Annotated in this window: 24 protein-coding genes and 1 pseudogene; 4 read left to right on the top strand and 21 right to left on the bottom strand. The window is 55.3% G+C overall.

Features of this window, described 5'->3' with window-relative positions; genetic code table 11:
- Positions 1–10: 10 nt before the first annotated feature.
- Positions 11–199, top strand: a complete 189-nt coding sequence (dsrB, locus tag N5C09_RS03475; RefSeq protein WP_003859583.1) for a protein DsrB — start codon at positions 11–13, stop codon at positions 197–199.
- Positions 200–298: 99 nt separating this feature from the next.
- On the opposite strand, the gene rcsA is transcribed toward dsrB, so the two are convergent.
- The 14 genes from rcsA to fliF form a co-directional block, all read right to left on the bottom strand.
- Positions 299–922, bottom strand: coding sequence for a transcriptional regulator RcsA (gene rcsA, locus N5C09_RS03470; RefSeq protein WP_006811161.1), 624 nt, complete (start codon positions 920–922; stop codon positions 299–301).
- 297 nt (positions 923–1,219) lie between these two features.
- The gene (gene fliR, locus N5C09_RS03465; protein WP_063450181.1) at positions 1,220–2,005 is read right to left on the bottom strand and encodes a flagellar biosynthetic protein FliR; all 786 of its coding nucleotides are present in this window, start codon (positions 2,003–2,005) and stop codon (positions 1,220–1,222) included.
- A gap of 6 nt (positions 2,006–2,011) precedes the next feature.
- Entirely contained in the window at positions 2,012–2,281 is a 270-nt protein-coding gene (gene fliQ, locus N5C09_RS03460) for a flagellar biosynthesis protein FliQ (protein ID WP_003859587.1), read from the bottom strand.
- A gap of 10 nt (positions 2,282–2,291) precedes the next feature.
- A complete protein-coding gene (fliP, locus tag N5C09_RS03455) occupies positions 2,292–3,029 on the bottom strand; it encodes a flagellar type III secretion system pore protein FliP (protein ID WP_232951959.1) in 738 nt (245 codons plus the stop codon).
- A complete protein-coding gene (gene fliO, locus N5C09_RS03450; RefSeq protein ID WP_279748447.1) occupies positions 3,029–3,403 on the bottom strand; it encodes a flagellar biosynthetic protein FliO in 375 nt (124 codons plus the stop codon). The genes fliP and fliO overlap by 1 nt, the downstream gene beginning before the upstream one ends.
- A 2-nt stretch (positions 3,404–3,405) precedes the next feature.
- A complete protein-coding gene (gene fliN, locus N5C09_RS03445; protein ID WP_279748446.1) occupies positions 3,406–3,819 on the bottom strand; it encodes a flagellar motor switch protein FliN in 414 nt (137 codons plus the stop codon).
- Complete coding sequence (gene fliM / locus N5C09_RS03440; protein ID WP_063450179.1) at positions 3,816–4,820, bottom strand: flagellar motor switch protein FliM; 1,005 nt, start codon at positions 4,818–4,820, stop codon at positions 3,816–3,818. The genes fliN and fliM overlap by 4 nt, the downstream gene beginning before the upstream one ends.
- A gap of 4 nt (positions 4,821–4,824) precedes the next feature.
- The gene (fliL, locus tag N5C09_RS03435; RefSeq protein ID WP_032103821.1) at positions 4,825–5,295 is read right to left on the bottom strand and encodes a flagellar basal body-associated protein FliL; all 471 of its coding nucleotides are present in this window, start codon (positions 5,293–5,295) and stop codon (positions 4,825–4,827) included.
- 106 nt (positions 5,296–5,401) lie between these two features.
- Positions 5,402–6,616, bottom strand: coding sequence for a flagellar hook length control protein FliK (fliK, locus tag N5C09_RS03430; protein ID WP_279748445.1), 1,215 nt, complete (start codon positions 6,614–6,616; stop codon positions 5,402–5,404).
- Positions 6,613–7,056, bottom strand: coding sequence for a flagellar export protein FliJ (gene fliJ / locus N5C09_RS03425; protein WP_006811155.1), 444 nt, complete (start codon positions 7,054–7,056; stop codon positions 6,613–6,615). Before fliJ ends, fliK begins: the two co-directional genes overlap by 4 nt.
- Before the next feature lie 21 nt (positions 7,057–7,077).
- Positions 7,078–8,448, bottom strand: coding sequence for a flagellar protein export ATPase FliI (gene fliI / locus N5C09_RS03420; protein ID WP_063450177.1), 1,371 nt, complete (start codon positions 8,446–8,448; stop codon positions 7,078–7,080).
- Entirely contained in the window at positions 8,448–9,155 is a 708-nt protein-coding gene (gene fliH, locus N5C09_RS03415; RefSeq protein WP_279748444.1) for a flagellar assembly protein FliH, read from the bottom strand. Before fliH ends, fliI begins: the two co-directional genes overlap by 1 nt.
- Positions 9,148–10,146 carry a flagellar motor switch protein FliG gene (fliG, locus tag N5C09_RS03410; protein WP_003859608.1) on the bottom strand — a complete coding sequence of 333 codons (999 nt, stop codon included), beginning with the start codon at positions 10,144–10,146 and terminating at the stop codon, positions 9,148–9,150. Before fliG ends, fliH begins: the two co-directional genes overlap by 8 nt.
- A complete protein-coding gene (gene fliF / locus N5C09_RS03405; RefSeq protein WP_063868414.1) occupies positions 10,139–11,821 on the bottom strand; it encodes a flagellar basal-body MS-ring/collar protein FliF in 1,683 nt (560 codons plus the stop codon). Before fliF ends, fliG begins: the two co-directional genes overlap by 8 nt.
- 228 nt (positions 11,822–12,049) lie before the next feature.
- Here fliF and fliE point away from each other — a divergent pair, with 228 nt between their 5' ends.
- Positions 12,050–12,364, top strand: a complete 315-nt coding sequence (fliE, locus tag N5C09_RS03400; protein ID WP_063450174.1) for a flagellar hook-basal body complex protein FliE — start codon at positions 12,050–12,052, stop codon at positions 12,362–12,364.
- Between the two features lie 26 nt (positions 12,365–12,390).
- Here fliE and N5C09_RS03395 read toward each other — a convergent pair whose 3' ends face one another.
- Genes N5C09_RS03395 through N5C09_RS03385 form a run of 3 tightly spaced genes read right to left on the bottom strand, consistent with a single transcriptional unit; the run spans position 12,391 to position 14,275 of the window.
- The gene (locus N5C09_RS03395) at positions 12,391–13,686 is read right to left on the bottom strand and encodes a site-specific integrase (RefSeq protein ID WP_279748443.1); all 1,296 of its coding nucleotides are present in this window, start codon (positions 13,684–13,686) and stop codon (positions 12,391–12,393) included.
- A 45-nt stretch (positions 13,687–13,731) separates the two neighbouring features.
- Complete coding sequence (locus N5C09_RS03390) at positions 13,732–13,977, bottom strand: excisionase family protein (RefSeq protein ID WP_032612247.1); 246 nt, start codon at positions 13,975–13,977, stop codon at positions 13,732–13,734.
- 49 nt (positions 13,978–14,026) lie between these two features.
- Entirely contained in the window at positions 14,027–14,275 is a 249-nt protein-coding gene (locus tag N5C09_RS03385) for a hypothetical protein (RefSeq protein WP_065227114.1), read from the bottom strand.
- Between the two features lie 114 nt (positions 14,276–14,389).
- Between N5C09_RS03385 and N5C09_RS03380 the strand changes: the two genes are divergently transcribed.
- A complete protein-coding gene (locus N5C09_RS03380; protein ID WP_200029942.1) occupies positions 14,390–14,602 on the top strand; it encodes a hypothetical protein in 213 nt (70 codons plus the stop codon).
- 203 nt (positions 14,603–14,805) lie between these two features.
- Positions 14,806–15,603 carry a hypothetical protein gene (locus tag N5C09_RS03375; RefSeq protein WP_065227112.1) on the top strand — a complete coding sequence of 266 codons (798 nt, stop codon included), beginning with the start codon at positions 14,806–14,808 and terminating at the stop codon, positions 15,601–15,603.
- Between the two features lie 74 nt (positions 15,604–15,677).
- On the opposite strand, the pseudogene N5C09_RS03370 reads toward N5C09_RS03375, so the two are convergent.
- The 4 genes and pseudogenes from N5C09_RS03370 to N5C09_RS03355 form a co-directional block, all read right to left on the bottom strand.
- A pseudogene (locus tag N5C09_RS03370) lies at positions 15,678–16,226 on the bottom strand (phage N-6-adenine-methyltransferase); the annotation flags it as partial.
- 504 nt (positions 16,227–16,730) lie between these two features.
- The gene (locus N5C09_RS03365) at positions 16,731–17,807 is read right to left on the bottom strand and encodes a DGQHR domain-containing protein (protein ID WP_279748442.1); all 1,077 of its coding nucleotides are present in this window, start codon (positions 17,805–17,807) and stop codon (positions 16,731–16,733) included.
- The gene (locus tag N5C09_RS03360) at positions 17,804–17,956 is read right to left on the bottom strand and encodes a DUF1317 family protein (RefSeq protein WP_279748441.1); all 153 of its coding nucleotides are present in this window, start codon (positions 17,954–17,956) and stop codon (positions 17,804–17,806) included. Before N5C09_RS03360 ends, N5C09_RS03365 begins: the two co-directional genes overlap by 4 nt.
- Positions 17,956–18,177 carry a hypothetical protein gene (locus N5C09_RS03355; RefSeq protein WP_058672079.1) on the bottom strand — a complete coding sequence of 74 codons (222 nt, stop codon included), beginning with the start codon at positions 18,175–18,177 and terminating at the stop codon, positions 17,956–17,958. Before N5C09_RS03355 ends, N5C09_RS03360 begins: the two co-directional genes overlap by 1 nt.
- Positions 18,178–18,182 lie beyond the last annotated feature (5 nt).

The following is an 18,182-nucleotide window of genomic DNA, read 5'->3' as shown; positions in this document are numbered from 1 at the left end:
GGAGAAATGTATGAAGGTCAACGATCGGGTAACCGTCAAAACGGACGGTGGGCCGCGCCGCCCGGGTGTGGTGCTGGCGATAGAAGAGTTTAATGAAGGCACGATGTATCTGGTGTCGCTGGAAGATTACCCGCTCGGCATCTGGTTCTTTAACGAACTGGGCCACCCGGATGGGATCTTTGTGGAAACGGCGGAATAGGGCGGCGTCGGGGGCGTTGTCTCCCCGGCTCCGGCTGCTGAAAAGCAAAATCTCTGGCCAGGCCAGAGATCAAGGTAGGGTACAACATGGCCGTGCAACTTAGCGCATATTAACGAAAATCCCATTCGTCACATTATCTGTCAGGCGTACGACATGGTAAATCACTTGCTTATTATGCGTTTTAATTTTCCTTTTAATATTTCCTTTGTGTGACGATACTGTTTTTGCCTTGATATTCATCTGGTCTGAGATCTGAATTGTCCCTTGTCCTGCCATCCACATTCTTAACATACTTGATTCAGTTCTGCTTAATGATAGGGTGGGTAAGTTAATCGCACCTACATTCTTTACTTCTTTATTCAAATAATCGCCCAGAATGTCGTCAAGCGACTCTGGTTTAATCGATTTCGAACTGATTAATAAGTTTTTACGCACCAGCAAATACTCATCGAAATGAATATTGGCGATTGCCATAAAAACAATAAACAAGGTCTTAGGATGCTGATTAATGATCTGCTTAATGTGCTGACTGTTAGCGGGGTCGTGAATGAAACAGTCCTCATTAATAAACACCACGCCTGGCTTGTGGACGTCACAAGCGGCTGCGAGTTCTTCAACGGTGTGCGCATCGTTGATGTCTCTCTTTCTTACCCCTCTGCTTGCTAAGTACCCGGTTAACCCTAGCCGGGTGTAGCTGCATAAATCCATAATGATCGTTGACATGGCATACCCTCACTCAATGCGTAACGATAATTCACCATCTGCCTGAGAGCTCATAAACAGCCATACGGGATGGAAAAAAGCTAATAAAACCTGTGAGCATGACAAAGACTTTCAGGCGAACTCACTATCCCGTAAAGTTACGTATAATTTGCCAGGAATCATCTTAAAGTAAAGTAAATATTAAGTATTGTGAGGTGGTTAGAAACATTTAAACCGCGTCAGATATATCCTGGTAGATGTTTTTCGAGATTATTTTTAGGAATATCCTCAGAAAGACATTGCAAACGCTACGGGTTATTATTTGCGTGGTAGTTCGCTGACAATATCCGCTAACAGATTGAATATCTCGCTGAATAAATGTTCGCAGAAGGGGGCGATAAGGGGCATCAATAATGACATTAATAAAAGGCCAACCGTCAATGTCACCGGAAAACCGATGACGAACACCGACAGCTGCGGGGCCATTCGGTTGAGTAAACCCAGTGCGAGGTTAACCGTGAGCAGCAGGGTAATGATCGGCAGCGCCAGCATCAGCCCGTTGAGGAAAATCAGTCCGGCAGCCCGCACCAACGCCAGAAAGGCGTTGCTGTTTACCGGGTTGTCGCCAATCGGCAGCGTATGGAAGGTATCCACCAGCATGGAGATCAGCCACAGGTGGCCGTTGAACGAGAGAAACAATAGCATTGCCAGCAGGTCGATAATGCGCGCCAGCACGGGCATATTCAGATGGCTGCCGGGATCAACGAACGTTGCGAAGGAGAGGCCCATTTGCAAGCCGATCAGTTCCCCCGCCGTTCGTACCGCAGCAAAGGCGAGCTGCATCGTAAACCCGACCGCCACGCCAATCATCACCTGTTGCAGGGCAATCCAGATCGCATTCGGGGAAAAAATGGGAATATCCACCGCCGGCAGGGATGGGGCAACGATAACGGTGATAACGATGCCCAGCCCAATTTTGACGCGTTTAGGCACCGACTTTTCACTGAGAATGGGGGCGGTGGAGATCAGCGCCATAATGCGCAGCATCGGCCAGAAATAGATCCCGAGCCATTGAACAAACTGATCGCTGGTGAAATGCAGCATCGTCCGTCAGCCGATGATGTAAGGCAGGTTGGTGAACAGGTTGCGCATATAGTCCAGCAGCAAATTCAGCATCCATGGCCCGGCGACGATAATCGCCACGAAGACGGCAATGATCTTAGGGATGAACGACAGGGTCATTTCGTTAATCTGCGTGGCGGCCTGGAGAATACTGATAATCAGACCGGTTACCAGCGCCACCAGCAGCAGGGGCGCGGCCACGGCAATCGCGACTTTCATCGCCTCCGTGCCCATCATCATGACCGATTCAGGCGTCATTGCGCGCTCCTCAACTGTAGAAACTCTGCGCCAGCGAGCTGACCAGCAGCTGCCAGCCGTCGACCAGCACAAACAGCATGATTTTAAAGGGCAGGGCAATGGTCGCGGGCGGAACCATCATCATCCCGAGCGCCATCAGGACGCTGGCGATCACCAGGTCGATGATCAGGAACGGAATGAAAATGGTGAAGCCAATCTGGAACGCGGTTTTCAGCTCGCTCGTGACATACGCCGGCAGCAGGATGCGCATCGGCACCGCTTCCGGCCCCTGTAGCTCCCCCGTGTTCGCGAGACGGGCAAACAGGGCTAAATCCGCTTCGCGCGTCTGGCGAAGCATAAATTCACGTAATGGCTGAGCCCCCTTTTCCAGGGCGACCTGCATGGAAATTTTATCTTCGCTGAACGGCTGATACGCCTCGGTGTAAATCTTGTCGATCACCGGCGACATAATGAAAAAGGTCAGGAACAGGGCTAAGCCCAGCAGCACCTGATTGGGCGGCGCGGACGGCGTGCCGAGCGCGTTGCGCAGCAGGCCAAACACGATGATGATGCGGGTAAAGCTGGTCATCATCAGCAGGATCGCCGGGATAAAGGTCAGCAAGGTGATGAACACCAGCGTCTGCACGGACAGGGACCAGCTTTGACCCCCGTTCGCCAGCGGCGTGGAAACCAGCCCCGGCAGCTGCGCATACACGGAGGGCGCGAACAGGCCCAGGCCTGCCAGCGTAAGGAATAACAGACGACGCATCAGGATCTCCCGGAACGCTTGAGCAAACTCTTCATAACGGACTGGAAATCCGCAGGGGCCGGGGCGTTTGCCTCTACCGCGGCAGGCGCAGGGGGCAGCGTGTGCAGGACGTTGATGCTGGAGGCGGTCACGCCCAGCACCAGTCGCGCATCTTCCACTTCCACAATAACCACGCGTTCGCGTGGACCGAGCGTGGTGCTGGCGCTGACCTTCAGCCCGCGCGTGCCGGCCGTTTTCCCCGCCAGACCGAAACGCTTCGCCAGCCAGGCGGCGAGAAGGATAAAGGCAATAATACCGAACAGCGCGCCGCTCACCTGAAGCAGCGGTGAGCCGGGTACGGCGGAGGGCTCGGACATTGTTGCCTGGGTTTTCATGCTTAACGGCTCAGACGACGCATACGTTCGGAAGGAGTAATGATATCGGTGATACGTACGCCGTATTTATCGGCCACCACCACCACTTCGCCCTGGGCAATCAGGTAGCCGTTGATCAGAATATCCAGCGGCTCACCGGCTAAACCGTCCAGCGCCACCACGGAACCCTGCGTCAGGCGCAGCAGCTCTTTAATGGTCATCCGGGTGCGGCCCAGCTCAACGGTCAGCTTGACCGGAATGTCCATAATCAGGTCGATTTCCTGCAACGTGCCGCTGACGTCACCGCCGCCTAATTGCTGGAATACCGCGTCTGCCGCGCTTTTCGTCGGCGTCGTTTTTTGCTCGTTTAACGCGTCAGCCCACAGATCGTCCAGTGCTCCGCTGTTTTCATCGGACGGATTGTTCATGTCACTCATTTGGGCTGTTCCTCATTCAGCGAATTCAAAATCGGGTTGATCAAGTGCTCAACGCGTAACGCATACTGGCCGTTAATCGTGCCGTACTGGCTTGTCAGCACGGGTACGCCATCCACATGGGCAATAATGCGGTCGGGTTTGTCTATCGGCAAAACGTCGCCGGGTTGTAATTTCAGGATCTGCGATAACCGCATGGAGATATCGGCGAAGTTGGCCACCAGCTCCAGCTGCGAATGCTGTACCTGACGCACCAGGTTCTCACGCCAGTTCTGATCTTCATGGCGTGAGTTCTCCAGCGGCGGGTTCACCAGCAGTTCGCGCAGCGGTTCAATCATGCTGAACGGCAGGCAGATGTTGAACTCGCCCGTCAGGTTGCCGATCTCCACGTGGAACGGGGTGTTCACGACGATGTCGTTCGGGGAGGTGGTGATGTTGGTAAACTTCACCTGCATCTCGGAACGCACGTACTCCACTTCCAGCGGGTTAATCGCTTTCCACGCGTCGCTGTAGGATTCCAGCGCCAGCTTCAGCATGCGGTTAATCACGCGCTGTTCGGTATGGGTAAACTCGCGGCCTTCTACTTTGGTCGGGAAACGACCGTCGCCACCGAACAGGTTATCCACCGCGATGAACACCAGGCTTGGCGAGAACACGACCAGGCCGGTACCGCGCAGCGGCTTGAGATGGATCAGGTTAAGGTTGGTTGGCACCGGCAGGTTGCGGGCAAACTCATGGTACGGCTGAATGCGGATCGCCCCGACGGTGATATCCGGGCTACGACGCAGCAGGTTAAACAGCCCCATACGGAACTGACGTGCAAAACGTTCGTTGATGATCTCCAGCGCCTGTAATCGCTCGCGCACCACGCGACGCTGGGTATTAGGATCGTAGGGACGAACATTATCATCGCCGGTTAAACTCGGCTTCGGATCGTCACTCTTATCGCTGTCGCCGTTGAGCAGCGCATCGATTTCTGCCTGAGAAAGAATACTGTCGCCCATGTCGTTACCGCAGAATGAAGGCTGTATACAGAACGTCAGTGACTTCCTGCTTAGGTTGGCCGTTGACCAGCGGGGTCGCCAGCGTCTGTTTGATGGCATCGACCAGCTTTTGCTTGCCCACATCGGTGGCGAGCGCGGAGGCGTCCTGACGAGAAAACAGCAGCAGCAGACGGCTACGCACTTCTGGCAGGTAGTCGTTCAGACGTGCACGGGTCGCTTCATCTTTCAGGCGCAGCGTAATGCCCACGTACAGGACGCGATCCGCATCGCCCAGGTTAACGGTGAACGTATCCAGCGGAAAGAAGACCGGCGCCGGCGGAGGCGGCACGTCAGCTTTGGCGGCCGCGCCGGAGGGCTCCTGCTGCATACGCCAGTAACTGTAGCCTGCGGTGGCGCAGGCCGCGAGGGTAATCAACACCAGCAGCGGGATCCAGATGGAACGCTTGCTTTTTTTGGTGATAGCGGAGTCTGTCATCTGATACGAGCTTCCTGTTTCGGTACAGCTTAATACGGTGATTATCCCGTGTCCGGCTTAGGTCAAAGCGTGGAAAAGACGGAGATAATCACGTTACCTCTGGCGTTTAGGCAAAGATGTCTACGGCACGGCTGCCGCGCGCGGCGGATTGCAGGGCGGCTGGGGTTGGCAATAACTCGTCGCTCTCATCGTTAAACCCGCCAGGCTGACCGGAGCGCGAAGCGTGCTGTTGCTGCCCGGATGAAGACTGCTGCTGCCCGGCAAAGCCCTCGCTGCTGACGCTGCTTTGTGCAAGCTGAATGCCGTTTTCCGCAAGCTGCGTGCGCAGGATCGGCAGGGCCGCTTCCAGCGCCGCGCGAACGTGGCTGTGAGGCGAAACCATCTGCAACTGCGCCTGGTTGTCATCCAGCTTAAGCGAAATTTGCACCTGACCCAGATCCTCCGGGTGCAGACGCAGCTCCGCGGTCTGCTGTCCCTGCTTTGTGAACAGGGTGATGTGCTGGCTCAGATTCTGCTGCCATTCGTGCGTGCCCAGCGGCTGGCTTAACACCGGTGCTGTCGCAACGGTAGCGGCAGGCTGGGGGGCAGGCAGATGGCTGACGACCGGGGCCAGCGTCGCGGTTGGGCTGGAGGCTGGCGACGCCGTGCTCGCTACGTCCTGCTTTTCCGCGACGGCGGCGACAGCTGGCGTAACGGATGCCGTGGCGGGCAGCGACGTATCGCTATCCTGAACCGGCGTTTTATCCTGGCCCGGTAACGCGTGGCTAATCGGCTGTTGCTGGCCGTTATCCGTCTGGGCTAGCGCAGAGGCGAGGGCGGCGCGGGGCGCGATCCCCGTCGTACTTGCAGGCGTCGTCGCCACTGGGGTGGCGATCTGCTGGTGCGGTAACATCGCCATCAGCGCGCTTAACCCGGCCAGCTCTTCCTCTTCGGTTGCGGTGTCGCCGCTTGCCTTCGCGTCCGTCTGGGTCAGCACCTTCAGCGCGTCCGTATTCGCTGTGGGTTTCAGGCCGGAGACAAGGGTTTGCCGGGAGAGGGCAGTTTCCTCTCCGGTCAGTGTCTCCTGGCGGGAGAGCAGCTCGGCGATTTTGGCCTGGAGCGTGGTATCACCACTTTTTTCCCGTGCCGCTGTCGACAGCTTGCTGCCCGCTGCTTTCAGATCGGCCAGCGTCAGCGGGGCATCTTTACCTTTGCCGGTGGCCTCCGTCAGCGCGCCAGCCAGCAGAGAGAGAAAATCCTGCGCGCCCTCATCGCCTTTTCCGGCCAGCGTGCCGCCGGACGGGTCGCTGTCGGTCATCAGCAGTTGTTGCAGTGTGATCATTCTGGTTTCCTCATTGATGCGCGCTGGGCAAACTCATCCATTTTTTTCTGATCCAGACGGTTTTCCGCCAGGGTCGAGGCTGCAATTTGCCGGTCCTGTAAGGTTTGCCAGGCCTGCAACCGCTGTTTTTTCTCGCGCCAGAAGTTAAGCGCGGTATCGACTTTTTGCGTCCACTGGTTAAGCTGCTGGCGATGCTGCTCAATCGCCTTTTCCAGCGTCTGGATAAACTGCTGATAGTTGATCCAGCGCTGGCTACCAATGCCCTGCGTCATGTCGGTGTTAAGGTTGGTACGGTATTCATGCTGATAGTCGATTAACATCTTCAACTGTTCTTCAGCCTGCTGGCACCCGCGCCGCATTGCGCCAAGCTGCAATGCGGCATCATCAACTTCTTTTTCAGCCAGATCTTTCAGCGTTGATAACGCGCTGTTTTGCGCCATGACCTTCGCCCTCCACCTGTGTTACACCTGCGGGAAAATCAGCTCCAGTGCCTGGAGGGAATCTTCCCAGTCGGCGCGTTCAAAAATACCTTGTTGCAGAAACGCCTCCAGCTGCGGCCACAGGGCAATCGCTTTATCGAGCATCGGATCGCTGCCTTTGGCGTACGCCCCGACGCTCACCAGATCGCGGTTGCGCTGGAAGCTGGAGAGCAGTTGTTTGAAGTTACGCACGCGGGCGTAGTGCTTCTCGGTAATCAGCGCCGTCATTGCACGGCTGATCGAGGCTTCAATATCAATGGCCGGATAGTGCCCGGCTTCGGCCAGACGGCGCGACAGCACGATATGGCCGTCGAGGATCGCTCGCGCGGAGTCGGCAATCGGATCCTGCTGGTCATCGCCTTCGGTCAGTACCGTATAGAACGCGGTGATGGAGCCCCCGCCGCTGATGCCGTTCCCCGCGCGTTCCACCAGCGCGGGCAGTTTTGCAAATACCGACGGCGGGTAACCTTTGGTGGCCGGCGGTTCGCCGATGGCGAGCGCAATCTCACGCTGCGCCATCGCGTAACGGGTCAGGGAGTCCATGATCAGCAGCACGTGCTGGCCCCGGTCGCGGAAATCTTCCGCGATCCGCGTGGCGTAGGCGGCACCCTGCATACGCAGCAGCGGCGACACGTCGGCAGGCGCGGCGATCACCACCGAGCGGGCGCGTCCCTCCGCACCCAGAATGTTTTCGATAAAATCTTTAACTTCGCGTCCACGTTCACCGATCAGGCCGACAACGATCACGTCCGCCTGGGTATAACGCGCCATCATGCCGAGCAGGACGGATTTACCCACGCCGGAGCCGGCGAACAGCCCCATACGCTGGCCGCGTCCCACGGTGAGCAGGGCGTTAATCGGCCGCACGCCGGTATCCAGCACGTGCTCTATCGGGGTACGTTGCAGCGGGTTGAAGGGCTGAGTGATGAGCGCGCCGGTTTCGGTGGTATCGGGGGAGGGCAGGCCATCGAGCGGTTTGCCGCTACCGTCGAGCACGCGTCCCAGCAGCGCCGGACCGAGCGGCAGCTGTTTGCCGCTTTGCAGGCCGTCGCCGCTGATGTTTTTCGCGTAGACGCGGGCGCCGGGTAAAATCCCTTCCACCTCTTCAAGGGGCATCAGGAACAGGCGATGACCGTTAAACCCGACCACTTCGCTTTCCACTTCGCGCGTGTCGCCCCCGTCCTGACGCTCAATCACGCAGGTGGCGCCGAGCGGAAGTTGCAGCCCCGTGGCTTCCAGCACCAGTCCGGTGGCACGCGTCAGGCGTCCATAACGACGAACGGACGGCAGCTGCGCCATCTTCGTTTCAAAATTGTCGAGCGTATTAAGCCAGCGCGTCAGGCGAGCGGTCATCAGACGACTCCCGGTGCCGCCAGACGGCACAGTTCCTGCCAGCGGGTCGCGACGCTGGCATCCAGATCGCCCTCATCCGCCGAGACCTTACAGCCCCCGTGATGAAGTGACGGATCGCCGCGCAGCCGCCACCCGTGCAGGCTCAGCGTCGCGCCGAGGCTCTCCTCCACGCGCTGCAAGTCATCAGGATGAACGCGCAGCTGCGGTTTGCCGCTAAACAGCGGCTCCTGCTGGAGCAGGGCCTGGATCTGCTTAATCAGCGCGGCGTTATCCACCACCGGCGTCTGGCCGATCACCTGACGGGCCGCCTCCAGCGCCATCTGCATCAGGCGCGAGGCAATCACGCTGTCCAGCGCATCCAGGGTATGCTGAAATTCGCTCACCAGCTGCTGCATGCGGGCATGTAGCGGCGCCTGCTGCTGGCGCGCCTGCTCGATGCCCTGCTCTAAACCTTTCGCCAGCCCTTCCTGATAGCCCTGCGCGTGCCCGGTCTGACGGCCTTCGTTCATCCCGGCGTTGAAGCCCTGCTCGTGCGCCTGCATTTGCATCTGGGCCAGCAGCTGGGCGCGCTGTTCCTCTTCACTCAGTTCCGGCACGCCCGCATCGGTATCGCCCTCGTCGGACGACAGCATGGCAGGGGTGAACTCTGCGGCAGGAGGGGAGAGATCGTCAGGCGTCCAGCGCTTCCACGACAGTTCATCAGACATAGGTGTCGTCTCCGCTGCCAATCACCATCTCGCCGGTTTCCGCCAGACGACGAACGATAAGCAGGATGGCTTTCTGTTCGTTCTCCACCTGAGACAAACGCACCGGGCCGCGATTGGCAAGGTCGTCGCGCAGGATATCTGCCGCACGTTGGGACATATTGCGCAGGAATTTCTCGCGCAGCGGCTGCTCGGCGCCCTTGAGGGCGATAAGCAGAGATTCCGAATCCACTTCCTGGAGCAGGCGCTGAATGCTGCGATCGTCCACTTCGACCAGGTTTTCGAACAGGAACATCTCGTCGATAATTTTCTGCGCCAGTTCGCCGTCGAACTCGCGTACCGCCGTAATAACCGCCTCTTCCTGCTGGGTTTTCATCAGGTTGATGATTTCCGCTGCCGTTCTCACGCCGCCCATTTTGCTGCGCTTGAGGTTCTGGCCGTCGAGCAGGTTGTTCAGCACTTCGGTCAGCTCTGCCAGCGCGGCAGGCTGGACGCCGCCGAAGGTGGCAATACGCAGCATCACGTCGTGGCGCAGGCGCTCGTCGAACAGCGCCAGAATATCGGCCGCCTGGCCCCGTTTGAGGTGGACCAGAATGGTGGCGATAATCTGCGGGTGCTCGTCGCGAATAAGATCGGCGGCGCTTTGCGGCTCCATAAAGTTGAGCGTTTCGATCCCGCTGGCGGTGTCGCGAGTTTCGAGAATGTCTTCCAGCAGGCTGGCGGCGCGCTCTTCGCCCAGCGCCTTAACCAGCACGGAACGCAGGTATTCGTTGGCGTTGACGTTGAGCGCAGCAAACTGTTCTGCTTCCTGTTCAAACTCCGCCAGCACTTCGGTCAGCTGCTTGTTGGAGATCTGGCGCACGTTGGCCATCGCCGCACTGAGGATCTGCACTTCTCTCTGGGAGAGGTGTTTAAATACCTCCGCCGCGCGGTCTTCGCCAATGGTCATCAGCAGGATGACGCTCTTATCGGTGCCTGTAAGCGTATTACTCATGTTCGTTACCCATCCAACCGCGGATGACCAGCGCGACGACGCGCGGATCGTTATCTGACATTTCGCGAATGCGCTGGCTCATCACCTCTGCGCCCATGCGCTGGTTAGCACGGCGCTGCTGCATCTGTTCATCTTTGCTGAGACGAACCTCGACCGCTTCTTCCTCGTCCTGACGCGTGCTCTTCTGTTCCAGCGCGGCTTTCTCGGCTTCAGCACGACGCTGAAGCTGAGGACGGACGCCTTTACGCCACAGCAGCCACGCGACAATCAGCACCAGCAGCCAGCGGCCAGCGGACATCAGCTGATCGAAGAACGCCTGCTGTTGCCAGAACGGCAGTTCACCACCGGTTTCATCCACTGGGTTGAACGGTGAGTTCACAACGTTGAGGGTATCGCCACGTTTTTCAGAGAAGCCCATCGCTTCGCGGGTCAGGTTTTCGATCTGCTTCATCTGCTCCGCCGTGAGCGGCAGCGGTTTACCGTCCGGCAGCGTTTTGTAGTTCACTACAACGGCTACAGAAAGGCGCTCGATATCGCCCGTGTTCAGTTTGGTATGGCGGATGGTTCGGTCGACTTCGTAGTTAGTCGTTTCGTTACGGCTGCTGTTGCGCGGGCCGGCACTGTTCGCCGTCGAGGTCGTCTGCTGATTCGTTTGCTGACCGTTCTGCTGGTTTGCCGGCGGCGTGGAGATTGGCGCGGCGTTGGCAGGCGCAGGCTGGTTAGAGAGCGCACCCGGCACCCCGCCAGGATACTGGCCGCCGACCTGTTCCGTCTCATTGATCTGACGCGAGCGTAACACGGCGCGGGAGGCATCCCCGTTCGGAGCGTACTGCTCTTCGGTCTGTTCTTTATTCGAGAAATCAATCTGCGCGGTGACCTGCGCGTGCACGTTGCTGTTGCCAACCACCGGGCCCAGAATCGCTTCGATGCGACGCTGGAGACGGCCTTCCACATCAGCGGCATATTTCAGCTGGGCGTCGTTGAGATCGCGCCCGGCGGTGTTGGACTGCGTCAGCAGATGACCGCTCTGATCCACCAGCGTGACGTTACCCGGCGGCAGACCGGCTACCGCACTGGAGACTAGGTGCGTCACGGCGCTGATCTGCCCCTCATCCAGCGCGCGGCCAGGTTCGAGGTTAACGGTCACAGAGGCGGAAGGGGACTTTTGTTCACGGACAAACAGGGACGGCTTAGGCATCGCCAGGTGCACGCGGGCACTTTTCACCGGGCCTAAGGTTTCAATCGTACGGGCCAGCTCGCCTTCCAGCGCGCGCTGGTAGTTAACCTGCTCGCTGAACTGGCTGATGCCGAATTTTTCCTGATCCAGCAGCTCAAACCCAACCGCGCCGCCTTTCGGCAGCCCCTGCTGGGCGAGACGCAGGCGAAGCTCGTGCACTTTATCTGCCGGCACTTCAAGCGCACCGCCGTTATCGGCAAAGCGATACGGGATGTTCATCTGGGTCAGCTGGGTGACGATGGCACCGCCATCCTGGTCGGAAAGGTTGCTGTAGAGCGTGCGGTAATCCGGGCTTTTTGCCCATAAGATCATCGCGACAATAATCGCAATGGCGGCAGCGCCTGCCACAATCAACGGGATCTTAGGGTTAGCGCGAAGGCGGTTCATCCACTCAAGTGATTTATTCTGCGGCGCTGTCGATGCTGCTGTCGCACTCATTGCGCACCTCTTAAATCCTGGTGGTTTACGTTATTCGTGTAGAGAAACAAAACTGACTCCCGGGTCGGCAAACACGACAAAAGTTCCATACTGATGGCCCAGCCATTATTTGATGATTCGGGATTTTCTATGCGTCAAATAACCTGGTTTTTTAACGCTATTTACCGCCTTTATCTTATTGACAAGCTGTTAGTCTTGACCCCGTAAAAAACCATCCAGGGGAGAGTCATGGCTATACAGGGCATTGAAGGGGTACTCAGTCAGTTACAGGCAACGGCGATGACGGCCCGCAACCAGAGCGTGGCTGACCAGCCGCCGGGCATTAGCTTCGCCGGTCAGCTGCATGCGGCGCTGGACCGGATCAGCGACAAGCAAAACGCGGCCCGTACCCAGGCTGAGAAATTTACCCTCGGTGAACCCGGCGTGGCGCTCAACGATGTGATGGCCGATCTGCAAAAAGCGTCGGTGTCGTTGCAGATGGGGTTGCAGGTGCGGAACAAGCTGGTGTCGGCGTATCAGGAAGTCATGGGCATGCAAGTTTAGGTTATCTAACCTAATGATATTTATAATTAATAACCATCCGATCCCACAGCGTGGGGCATGGATGGGGCAAACTCACTCAATTTCTGGTTGATGATGAGTACCTGGTCCTGGTTATTTTCAGCCATCCAGGATCCGTACACCCGGTAAACCATTTGCGCGTCGGTGTGGCCCATTTGCTTCGCGATGAAGTTCGGGTTAGCACCGGCAGCTAACGACCAGCATGCATACGTATGTCGGGACTGGTATGCTCTGCGATAGCGAATCCCGGCGCGTCGCATTGCCGCTTCCCACGACTGGTTAATCGACCCCACTGCGTAATGATGCCCGGCACGGCCATTACGTGAAGCGATCTGCGGGTTGAACACGAACGTGCACGGATGCACATCAGTACGTCCATACTCGCGCAGTTTCACCTCAACCTGGTACTGCTTACCCAGGCGTGTTAGTTCTGCCTGGCTCTTCAGCACATCGATAGCCGGCTGAATGAGGTTGATGATGCGGTCCGTCCCGGCCTCCGTTTTCGGAAGGGTGAACTCCTTCGTTAACGTGTGGTTCCGGCGGATCATCATTGTACCCGCTTTCAGGTCGATATCTTCCCAGGCCAGCGACACAAGTTCTCCGTGGCGCACGCCGGTGTAGACGGCAAGCGACCACATGTTTTTCAGCTGCTGGTGGGCGCAGGCATTAATCATCCTGACGAACTCCTCTCGCGTCAGCGGGTCCGGCTCGCAACGGGAGCGCTTGAGAAGGGCGATCCCATTAAAAGGACTGACCTTCACATACCCGCTGTCGGCAGCGAACTTAAACATTCCGCTCATGGTCTTCATGTAGTTGTTGACCGTTCTGACTGAGCGGCCTTTAACCGGCGTTTTCTGTCCTGTCTTCAGGGTGTGATAACCGGTCAGCAATTCCTTCCTGATAAACAGCAGGTCTTCCTGTGTCACCGCAGAAACAAGCCTGTCCCCGCCAATCCTTGGCACCATGTTGCGCGCTATAGATGAATAGCGTGACATCGCGTTGGTGCTGATCTCCATGCGCTTCAGCTCCAGCCATTTATTTGCCAGTTCGAGAACGGTTATCTCCTTGCTCTCAACCCCAAACCTTTTCAGGTTCGGTGAATCAGGGAACTGGGCCGCATAATTGAAGTTGCCGGTCTTTATCGCGAAGCACACTGACGCGCGCAGCTCGCCAGCGACCTTTCTGTTTTTTGGTGTATCCGGCACGCCGAGACTTTCACGAACCCGGCTGCCTTTATAGATGAACCATATGCGGAGAGTTCCTCCGTGGTTCTCAACGCCTGTTGGGTATGCTGATTTAGCCATTATCCCCTCCTGACGCCCAAGAGCCTGATAAGCATAACCCGTTCATCATGAATGAGCACCCGGCTGTTTTGATGCTTGCTGTTCGATCCAGTGATTAATGGCTTCTGTGTTGTACATGCATTCACTGTTTGGCTTTGGGTTTCCATCGGGTGAAACATGCATATATTCGCGGCCGGCGAACCATGACTCGCGGCGGGCTCGTTCAATGGTTCCTGGCCTTAATCCGGTGACTGCGATCAGGTTCTGCTCAGTCACCCATTTATTCGGTACCAGGTTGATAATGTCGCTCATGGTTTTCTCCAGGCAAAAAGAAACCGCCTCAGTGGGCGGCTATAGGTGGTTAGTGCTTTCGTCGAGATGATTCAAAGGCGGTTAAAATTTCAAACACTTTGAGCTTTTTTTGCTTTTTACCAGTTATGCTTTTGGCGGTCATACAATCAAAACAGGCGACGATTCTTGTTCCGTCTGACATCGCTATGCGGCGGCACTCCAGCCTTGTTTTCTTGCACCGCTCGCATTGACTAAGCCCTTTGATTATTCTCCGACTGACAGCAACCGGTTTAGGCGGCTTATCATTTCTTTCTGCCATGGGATCCTCCGTTGCAGAAAGTATATCGCGGGTTAAATCTCAGGTTAGAACATAACTGGCTATCACTGCGCTTCCTGTCATGTATATTGAGTCGTGATGAAAAAGGAGAAGTGCATGGCTACCTATAAGCAGATCCAGGAATACGTCAAAGCTAACCATGGTGTCAGTGTTAAGACATGCCATATCGCTCATGTTAAGCACATGCATGGGTTCAAGATGAAGAAGGCGCCGAACCGTATCTCTCCTGACTCAAGAGTGTATGAATGCCCTGTTAATTACGTTACTTTCATCGAGCAAGCGATGAAGCATTTCGGAATGATTGCTTAACCTCCTCATGTCGCACGCATAGCGCGTAGAATTCTCCGCTTAATACCTCCGGGGTTCTGCTACATCTCCAAGTATTCGATAAGTATTAAGACGTTGCTTAAATGGCCTATTAAGCATTTTTCTGGGTTCTAACTAGATTTTTTCACATTTGTTGATACCATAGCTTCTCATATCAGGATTTAATGAAATCGAGGGGTGTGACAATGGAAATTGTTCCGAGGATAACTTCATTTAACATATTTAATACTAATGTTTATTTACTTCAGCAATACGAAGAAATTGCGATTAAGATTAAAAATGGTGCAATAGACAAGGATTATGATCAACTTGATCGCTATGGCAACCCAAAAGAAACAATAGTTTTAAAAGATGAGAACATATTCAGAAATCTCACGTTAATAAGTCTGAATGCTGCGATTGTTGAAGGTATTTTGAGGCAGGTTTTCACCGCTGCTGTATCGAAAGATCACCATGCAATGGGGGAACTTGCAGCAACGGAACCAAATAAAGAAAACGCAAGAACTATTTTTCGATCGTATAACAAGATTTTCAATTTGCATATAGAGTTAGAAGCAAATGGGAGCTGGGATAATCTTAAAAAGGCGATTAAAGATTATACTGGCTTGAAGGTTGAAGATATGATGTCCGATAAAAATGCGTTCACTGCTATGTTCCACCTTCGGAACGCTATAGCACATGGAACAGCACTGGTTCTGCCAAGCCAAGAAATATTAAACAATGAAGGTGATGACTATTTAGTTAAGTGGCAAAATAAATTACAAAGCGCCTCTATGTTTGCAAAAACAAATTTTTCCGCAACACTCTTTGAAGCGCTAAAACATCCTTCATTTGCAGAGAAGTTTATGGATGAGACAAAAACATTCATGGAAAAGCTGTCTCAATTGAATATATTTAATAACGAGCAGGCTTTTTTGTTTGATAATATTAAAAGATATACTTTTGGATTTAGACTTGGAGGCTCCTATAGACATAGAAATTAATAATATTTTTTTGGTTCAAAGCTCCTCTGGTATCTAATTATACATGGATTACCAGAGGTGTACTTTAATCCATATGCGGCCTCCCGGCGGGCGAGAAGTTTCGCCCCGAAAGCCATAAGCTCGTCCCTGTCCACAGTTGCGAAGTGGCAGTGTGTACGCGGGTAAGGTCGCCAGATGATGAGCATCGACCCTTTGTTATTTCCCGATACTGGCTTACCGGTGACCGGGTTGATAAATGCCAGCCGCCCGGCGGTGATGAAGCGTACCTCGCTGGCTGTCTGGATAGCCTCTTTGAACCAGCCAACCGAAGTGTCTGCCGGTACGAGCATGACCGTGCCGATCTGGTTGGCGCTCTCGGAGGCGGCCTTTTTAACAAACGGCATGATGTCGCTGTATGGCGGGTTCAGCCAGACGTAGCCAGGCACATTCAGGTAATCAGCCCATGGCGTTTCCAGAGTGTTCTGCTCGGCGGTGATGAACTTCCTGCACAGAGCGTTATGCGGCGCTGCGGCGGCATCCAGTTGGAAACAGAACTCAGCATTAAGTGAAGAGAATAGGGCTGGCGGCGTGCGCCATAGGTCCCGCTGATCCGCTGGCGTGTTGCTGCCGGTGAAATCGGTCATGAGGCGTTTTCCTTTCGTGATAGGTTGCGCCATGAAGTGTCCTCATGGGTAAGCCTCCTGCCATGGATAAATGCATGCACGCTATGGGCTGGTATCTCCATTTTTTCAGCTATGACTGCTTGTGACAGGCCCTCTTCGTGAAGCGCAACACATAGAGATACGTCGTGATCACTGTAAACTGCATGATGATGTCTTTCGCCAATACATAGCAGGCTTAAGCCCAACAGGCTGGCTTTCCCCTTAACAGAATCGAGAGTGCGCCCGAGCTTTCCAGCAATTTGAGTGGCACTCATGGTGCCGGCACACGATCTCAATATCTGAAGCTCTACTGAGGTCCACCTGGCGTAGCTTTCTCGAAGATTGAGGGACAGTCTCGTACTCATCGTACGTACCGCAGCGTGAGTGCGGTTAAGTTCTGACGCAATATCACGCAACGTCATTACGCCGGCCATTCTCCGGAGAAAAGCAATGTCGGAATCAGACCAGGGCTTACCATTTGGATAGTTATGCTGCGGCATTTTGTTCCTCCAGTGCACCGTTTCTTATTACGGACACCAACCTTTCAGCAGCTGATTTCTGCGCCGGAACGGAGGCAATGATCGTTGGCCGTTCTTTTTCGGCATTCACACAAACGCCACCCCATCGCAAAATCAGGAAGAAGTCTTCCATCTCAGAGGAGCCCGCACTGCTCGCCAGTTCCTCAATCATCTGGACGATATCTACGATTGAGTGGTCAGCCATCAGCCGCTGAACGGCATAGCCGAAGGCGTTGATCATCACCGCGTGGAACTGAATGTAGTCACGCTTGTAGTCTGCCTGGCTGGTGCCGTGGCGAATCGCTTCGATTTGCGTCAGGGCCAACCAGGCCTCCCAGATGGATTCAATGTCGCCCATTTCCAGCGGCTTACTGCCCGCGTAGGCAAACTTGACCGTCGCGTCGCTAAGCGCCTTGAAGCTCACCCACAACTTACTTTTCGCCGGAACGACGTTGTGCTCGAAGTCTGTCACCTCTGAGAAGGTGTCGTGCTGAGACAGGAACGACACCATCCCCTGGGCCACATCATTACGCCCGTCATAGGCCATGTTGATCGCAGCGGAAGGTTTCGAGACGTTGTTATTGATATCGGAGAAGAACTGCTGGCGTGCCTTCAGCGGGAGATTATGGGTCAGCATCAGCGGGATGCTGATTGGCTCTCCGTAAGTCCGGCAGAACTCAGCTAACCCGGCGGCGCGGTGCTGGCCGTCGAACAGCTTGATCACCGCATCCATAGGGAAGCGTGCCACGCCCACATTCGTATTGCCGAACTCTTCAAACTCAATATCCGCGTCGCAGTTGCCGACCAGCGGCGGGATGATGAAGGGCTCTTTATTTTGGTATGCATTGACGAGGTACTGGTAAAACTTCTTCACACGTGCCTGGTTAATTTCGCGCTGAGAACGCTCGAGCGTGCTGCCGTGGTTGTCGGACGCAAGAATGCGCGTCAACGCTCGAGCAGGGGCCGTTATCATGTAAGTTACCGTTCCGCCTTGCGTGCCTCGCGACGCCGGGAACTCAAAGAAATAATCGCCTACTTTGCTCATGCCGACTCCTGCCTTTCCCGATATTCCTCAGCGAGCCGCTGGGCCTTTAATGGATTACTGACCACTTCACCCCATGGCATTAGCCAGCCGTTACCAATGAAGGGAAGGCACAGTGTGCCAACCCTGATGTCGTCGTGAGCGTGAGTCATTAGTCACTCCTTGAAGCACCGCCAAGACCTTTGCGGTTGTCATTCAGATATGGATCACATGGCCTGTAAGTCGATGGTTTTGCCGGTGATGTATCGTTCTCACGCTCCTCACGGATGATCTGGTAAAGCTCTTTGCGATCGGCGCGTTCTTGCGGGCTAAGTTTCCGGTCAGGGATTGGCCGGAGAAGATATTTTCGATATTCGGGGGTAAATTTGTTCATTGGTT

It is taken from the genome of Enterobacter sp. GD03975 (assembly GCF_029838645.1).
In the GTDB taxonomy this organism is placed as follows: Bacteria; Pseudomonadota; Gammaproteobacteria; order Enterobacterales; family Enterobacteriaceae; genus Enterobacter; species Enterobacter quasihormaechei.
The sequence above is the reverse complement of the archived record's forward strand: the minus strand, read 5'-3'. Positions and strand labels throughout refer to the sequence as shown.

Coding starts and splice junctions, on each gene's coding strand:
- fliQ (WP_003859587.1), bottom strand. CDS start 2,281: ATGACGCCTGAATCGGTCATGATGATGGGCACGGAGGCGATGAAAGTC.
- fliP (WP_232951959.1), bottom strand. CDS start 3,029: ATGCGTCGTCTGTTATTCCTTACGCTGGCAGGCCTGGGCCTGTTCGCG.
- rcsA (WP_006811161.1), bottom strand. CDS start 922: ATGTCAACGATCATTATGGATTTATGCAGCTACACCCGGCTAGGGTTA.
- dsrB (WP_003859583.1), top strand. CDS start 11: ATGAAGGTCAACGATCGGGTAACCGTCAAAACGGACGGTGGGCCGCGC.
- fliL (WP_032103821.1), bottom strand. CDS start 5,295: ATGACAGACTCCGCTATCACCAAAAAAAGCAAGCGTTCCATCTGGATC.
- fliE (WP_063450174.1), top strand. CDS start 12,050: ATGGCTATACAGGGCATTGAAGGGGTACTCAGTCAGTTACAGGCAACG.
- N5C09_RS03385 (WP_065227114.1), bottom strand. CDS start 14,275: ATGGCAGAAAGAAATGATAAGCCGCCTAAACCGGTTGCTGTCAGTCGG.
- fliI (WP_063450177.1), bottom strand. CDS start 8,448: ATGACCGCTCGCCTGACGCGCTGGCTTAATACGCTCGACAATTTTGAA.
- fliH (WP_279748444.1), bottom strand. CDS start 9,155: ATGTCTGATGAACTGTCGTGGAAGCGCTGGACGCCTGACGATCTCTCC.
- N5C09_RS03360 (WP_279748441.1), bottom strand. CDS start 17,956: ATGACTCACGCTCACGACGACATCAGGGTTGGCACACTGTGCCTTCCC.
- fliJ (WP_006811155.1), bottom strand. CDS start 7,056: ATGGCGCAAAACAGCGCGTTATCAACGCTGAAAGATCTGGCTGAAAAA.
- fliF (WP_063868414.1), bottom strand. CDS start 11,821: ATGAGTGCGACAGCAGCATCGACAGCGCCGCAGAATAAATCACTTGAG.
- fliG (WP_003859608.1), bottom strand. CDS start 10,146: ATGAGTAATACGCTTACAGGCACCGATAAGAGCGTCATCCTGCTGATG.
- N5C09_RS03355 (WP_058672079.1), bottom strand. CDS start 18,177: ATGAACAAATTTACCCCCGAATATCGAAAATATCTTCTCCGGCCAATC.
- N5C09_RS03375 (WP_065227112.1), top strand. CDS start 14,806: ATGGAAATTGTTCCGAGGATAACTTCATTTAACATATTTAATACTAAT.
- fliK (WP_279748445.1), bottom strand. CDS start 6,616: ATGATCACACTGCAACAACTGCTGATGACCGACAGCGACCCGTCCGGC.
- N5C09_RS03390 (WP_032612247.1), bottom strand. CDS start 13,977: ATGAGCGACATTATCAACCTGGTACCGAATAAATGGGTGACTGAGCAG.
- N5C09_RS03365 (WP_279748442.1), bottom strand. CDS start 17,807: ATGAGCAAAGTAGGCGATTATTTCTTTGAGTTCCCGGCGTCGCGAGGC.
- fliM (WP_063450179.1), bottom strand. CDS start 4,820: ATGGGCGACAGTATTCTTTCTCAGGCAGAAATCGATGCGCTGCTCAAC.
- fliR (WP_063450181.1), bottom strand. CDS start 2,005: ATGCTGCATTTCACCAGCGATCAGTTTGTTCAATGGCTCGGGATCTAT.
- fliN (WP_279748446.1), bottom strand. CDS start 3,819: ATGAGTGACATGAACAATCCGTCCGATGAAAACAGCGGAGCACTGGAC.
- fliO (WP_279748447.1), bottom strand. CDS start 3,403: ATGAAAACCCAGGCAACAATGTCCGAGCCCTCCGCCGTACCCGGCTCA.
- N5C09_RS03395 (WP_279748443.1), bottom strand. CDS start 13,686: ATGGCTAAATCAGCATACCCAACAGGCGTTGAGAACCACGGAGGAACT.
- N5C09_RS03380 (WP_200029942.1), top strand. CDS start 14,390: ATGGCTACCTATAAGCAGATCCAGGAATACGTCAAAGCTAACCATGGT.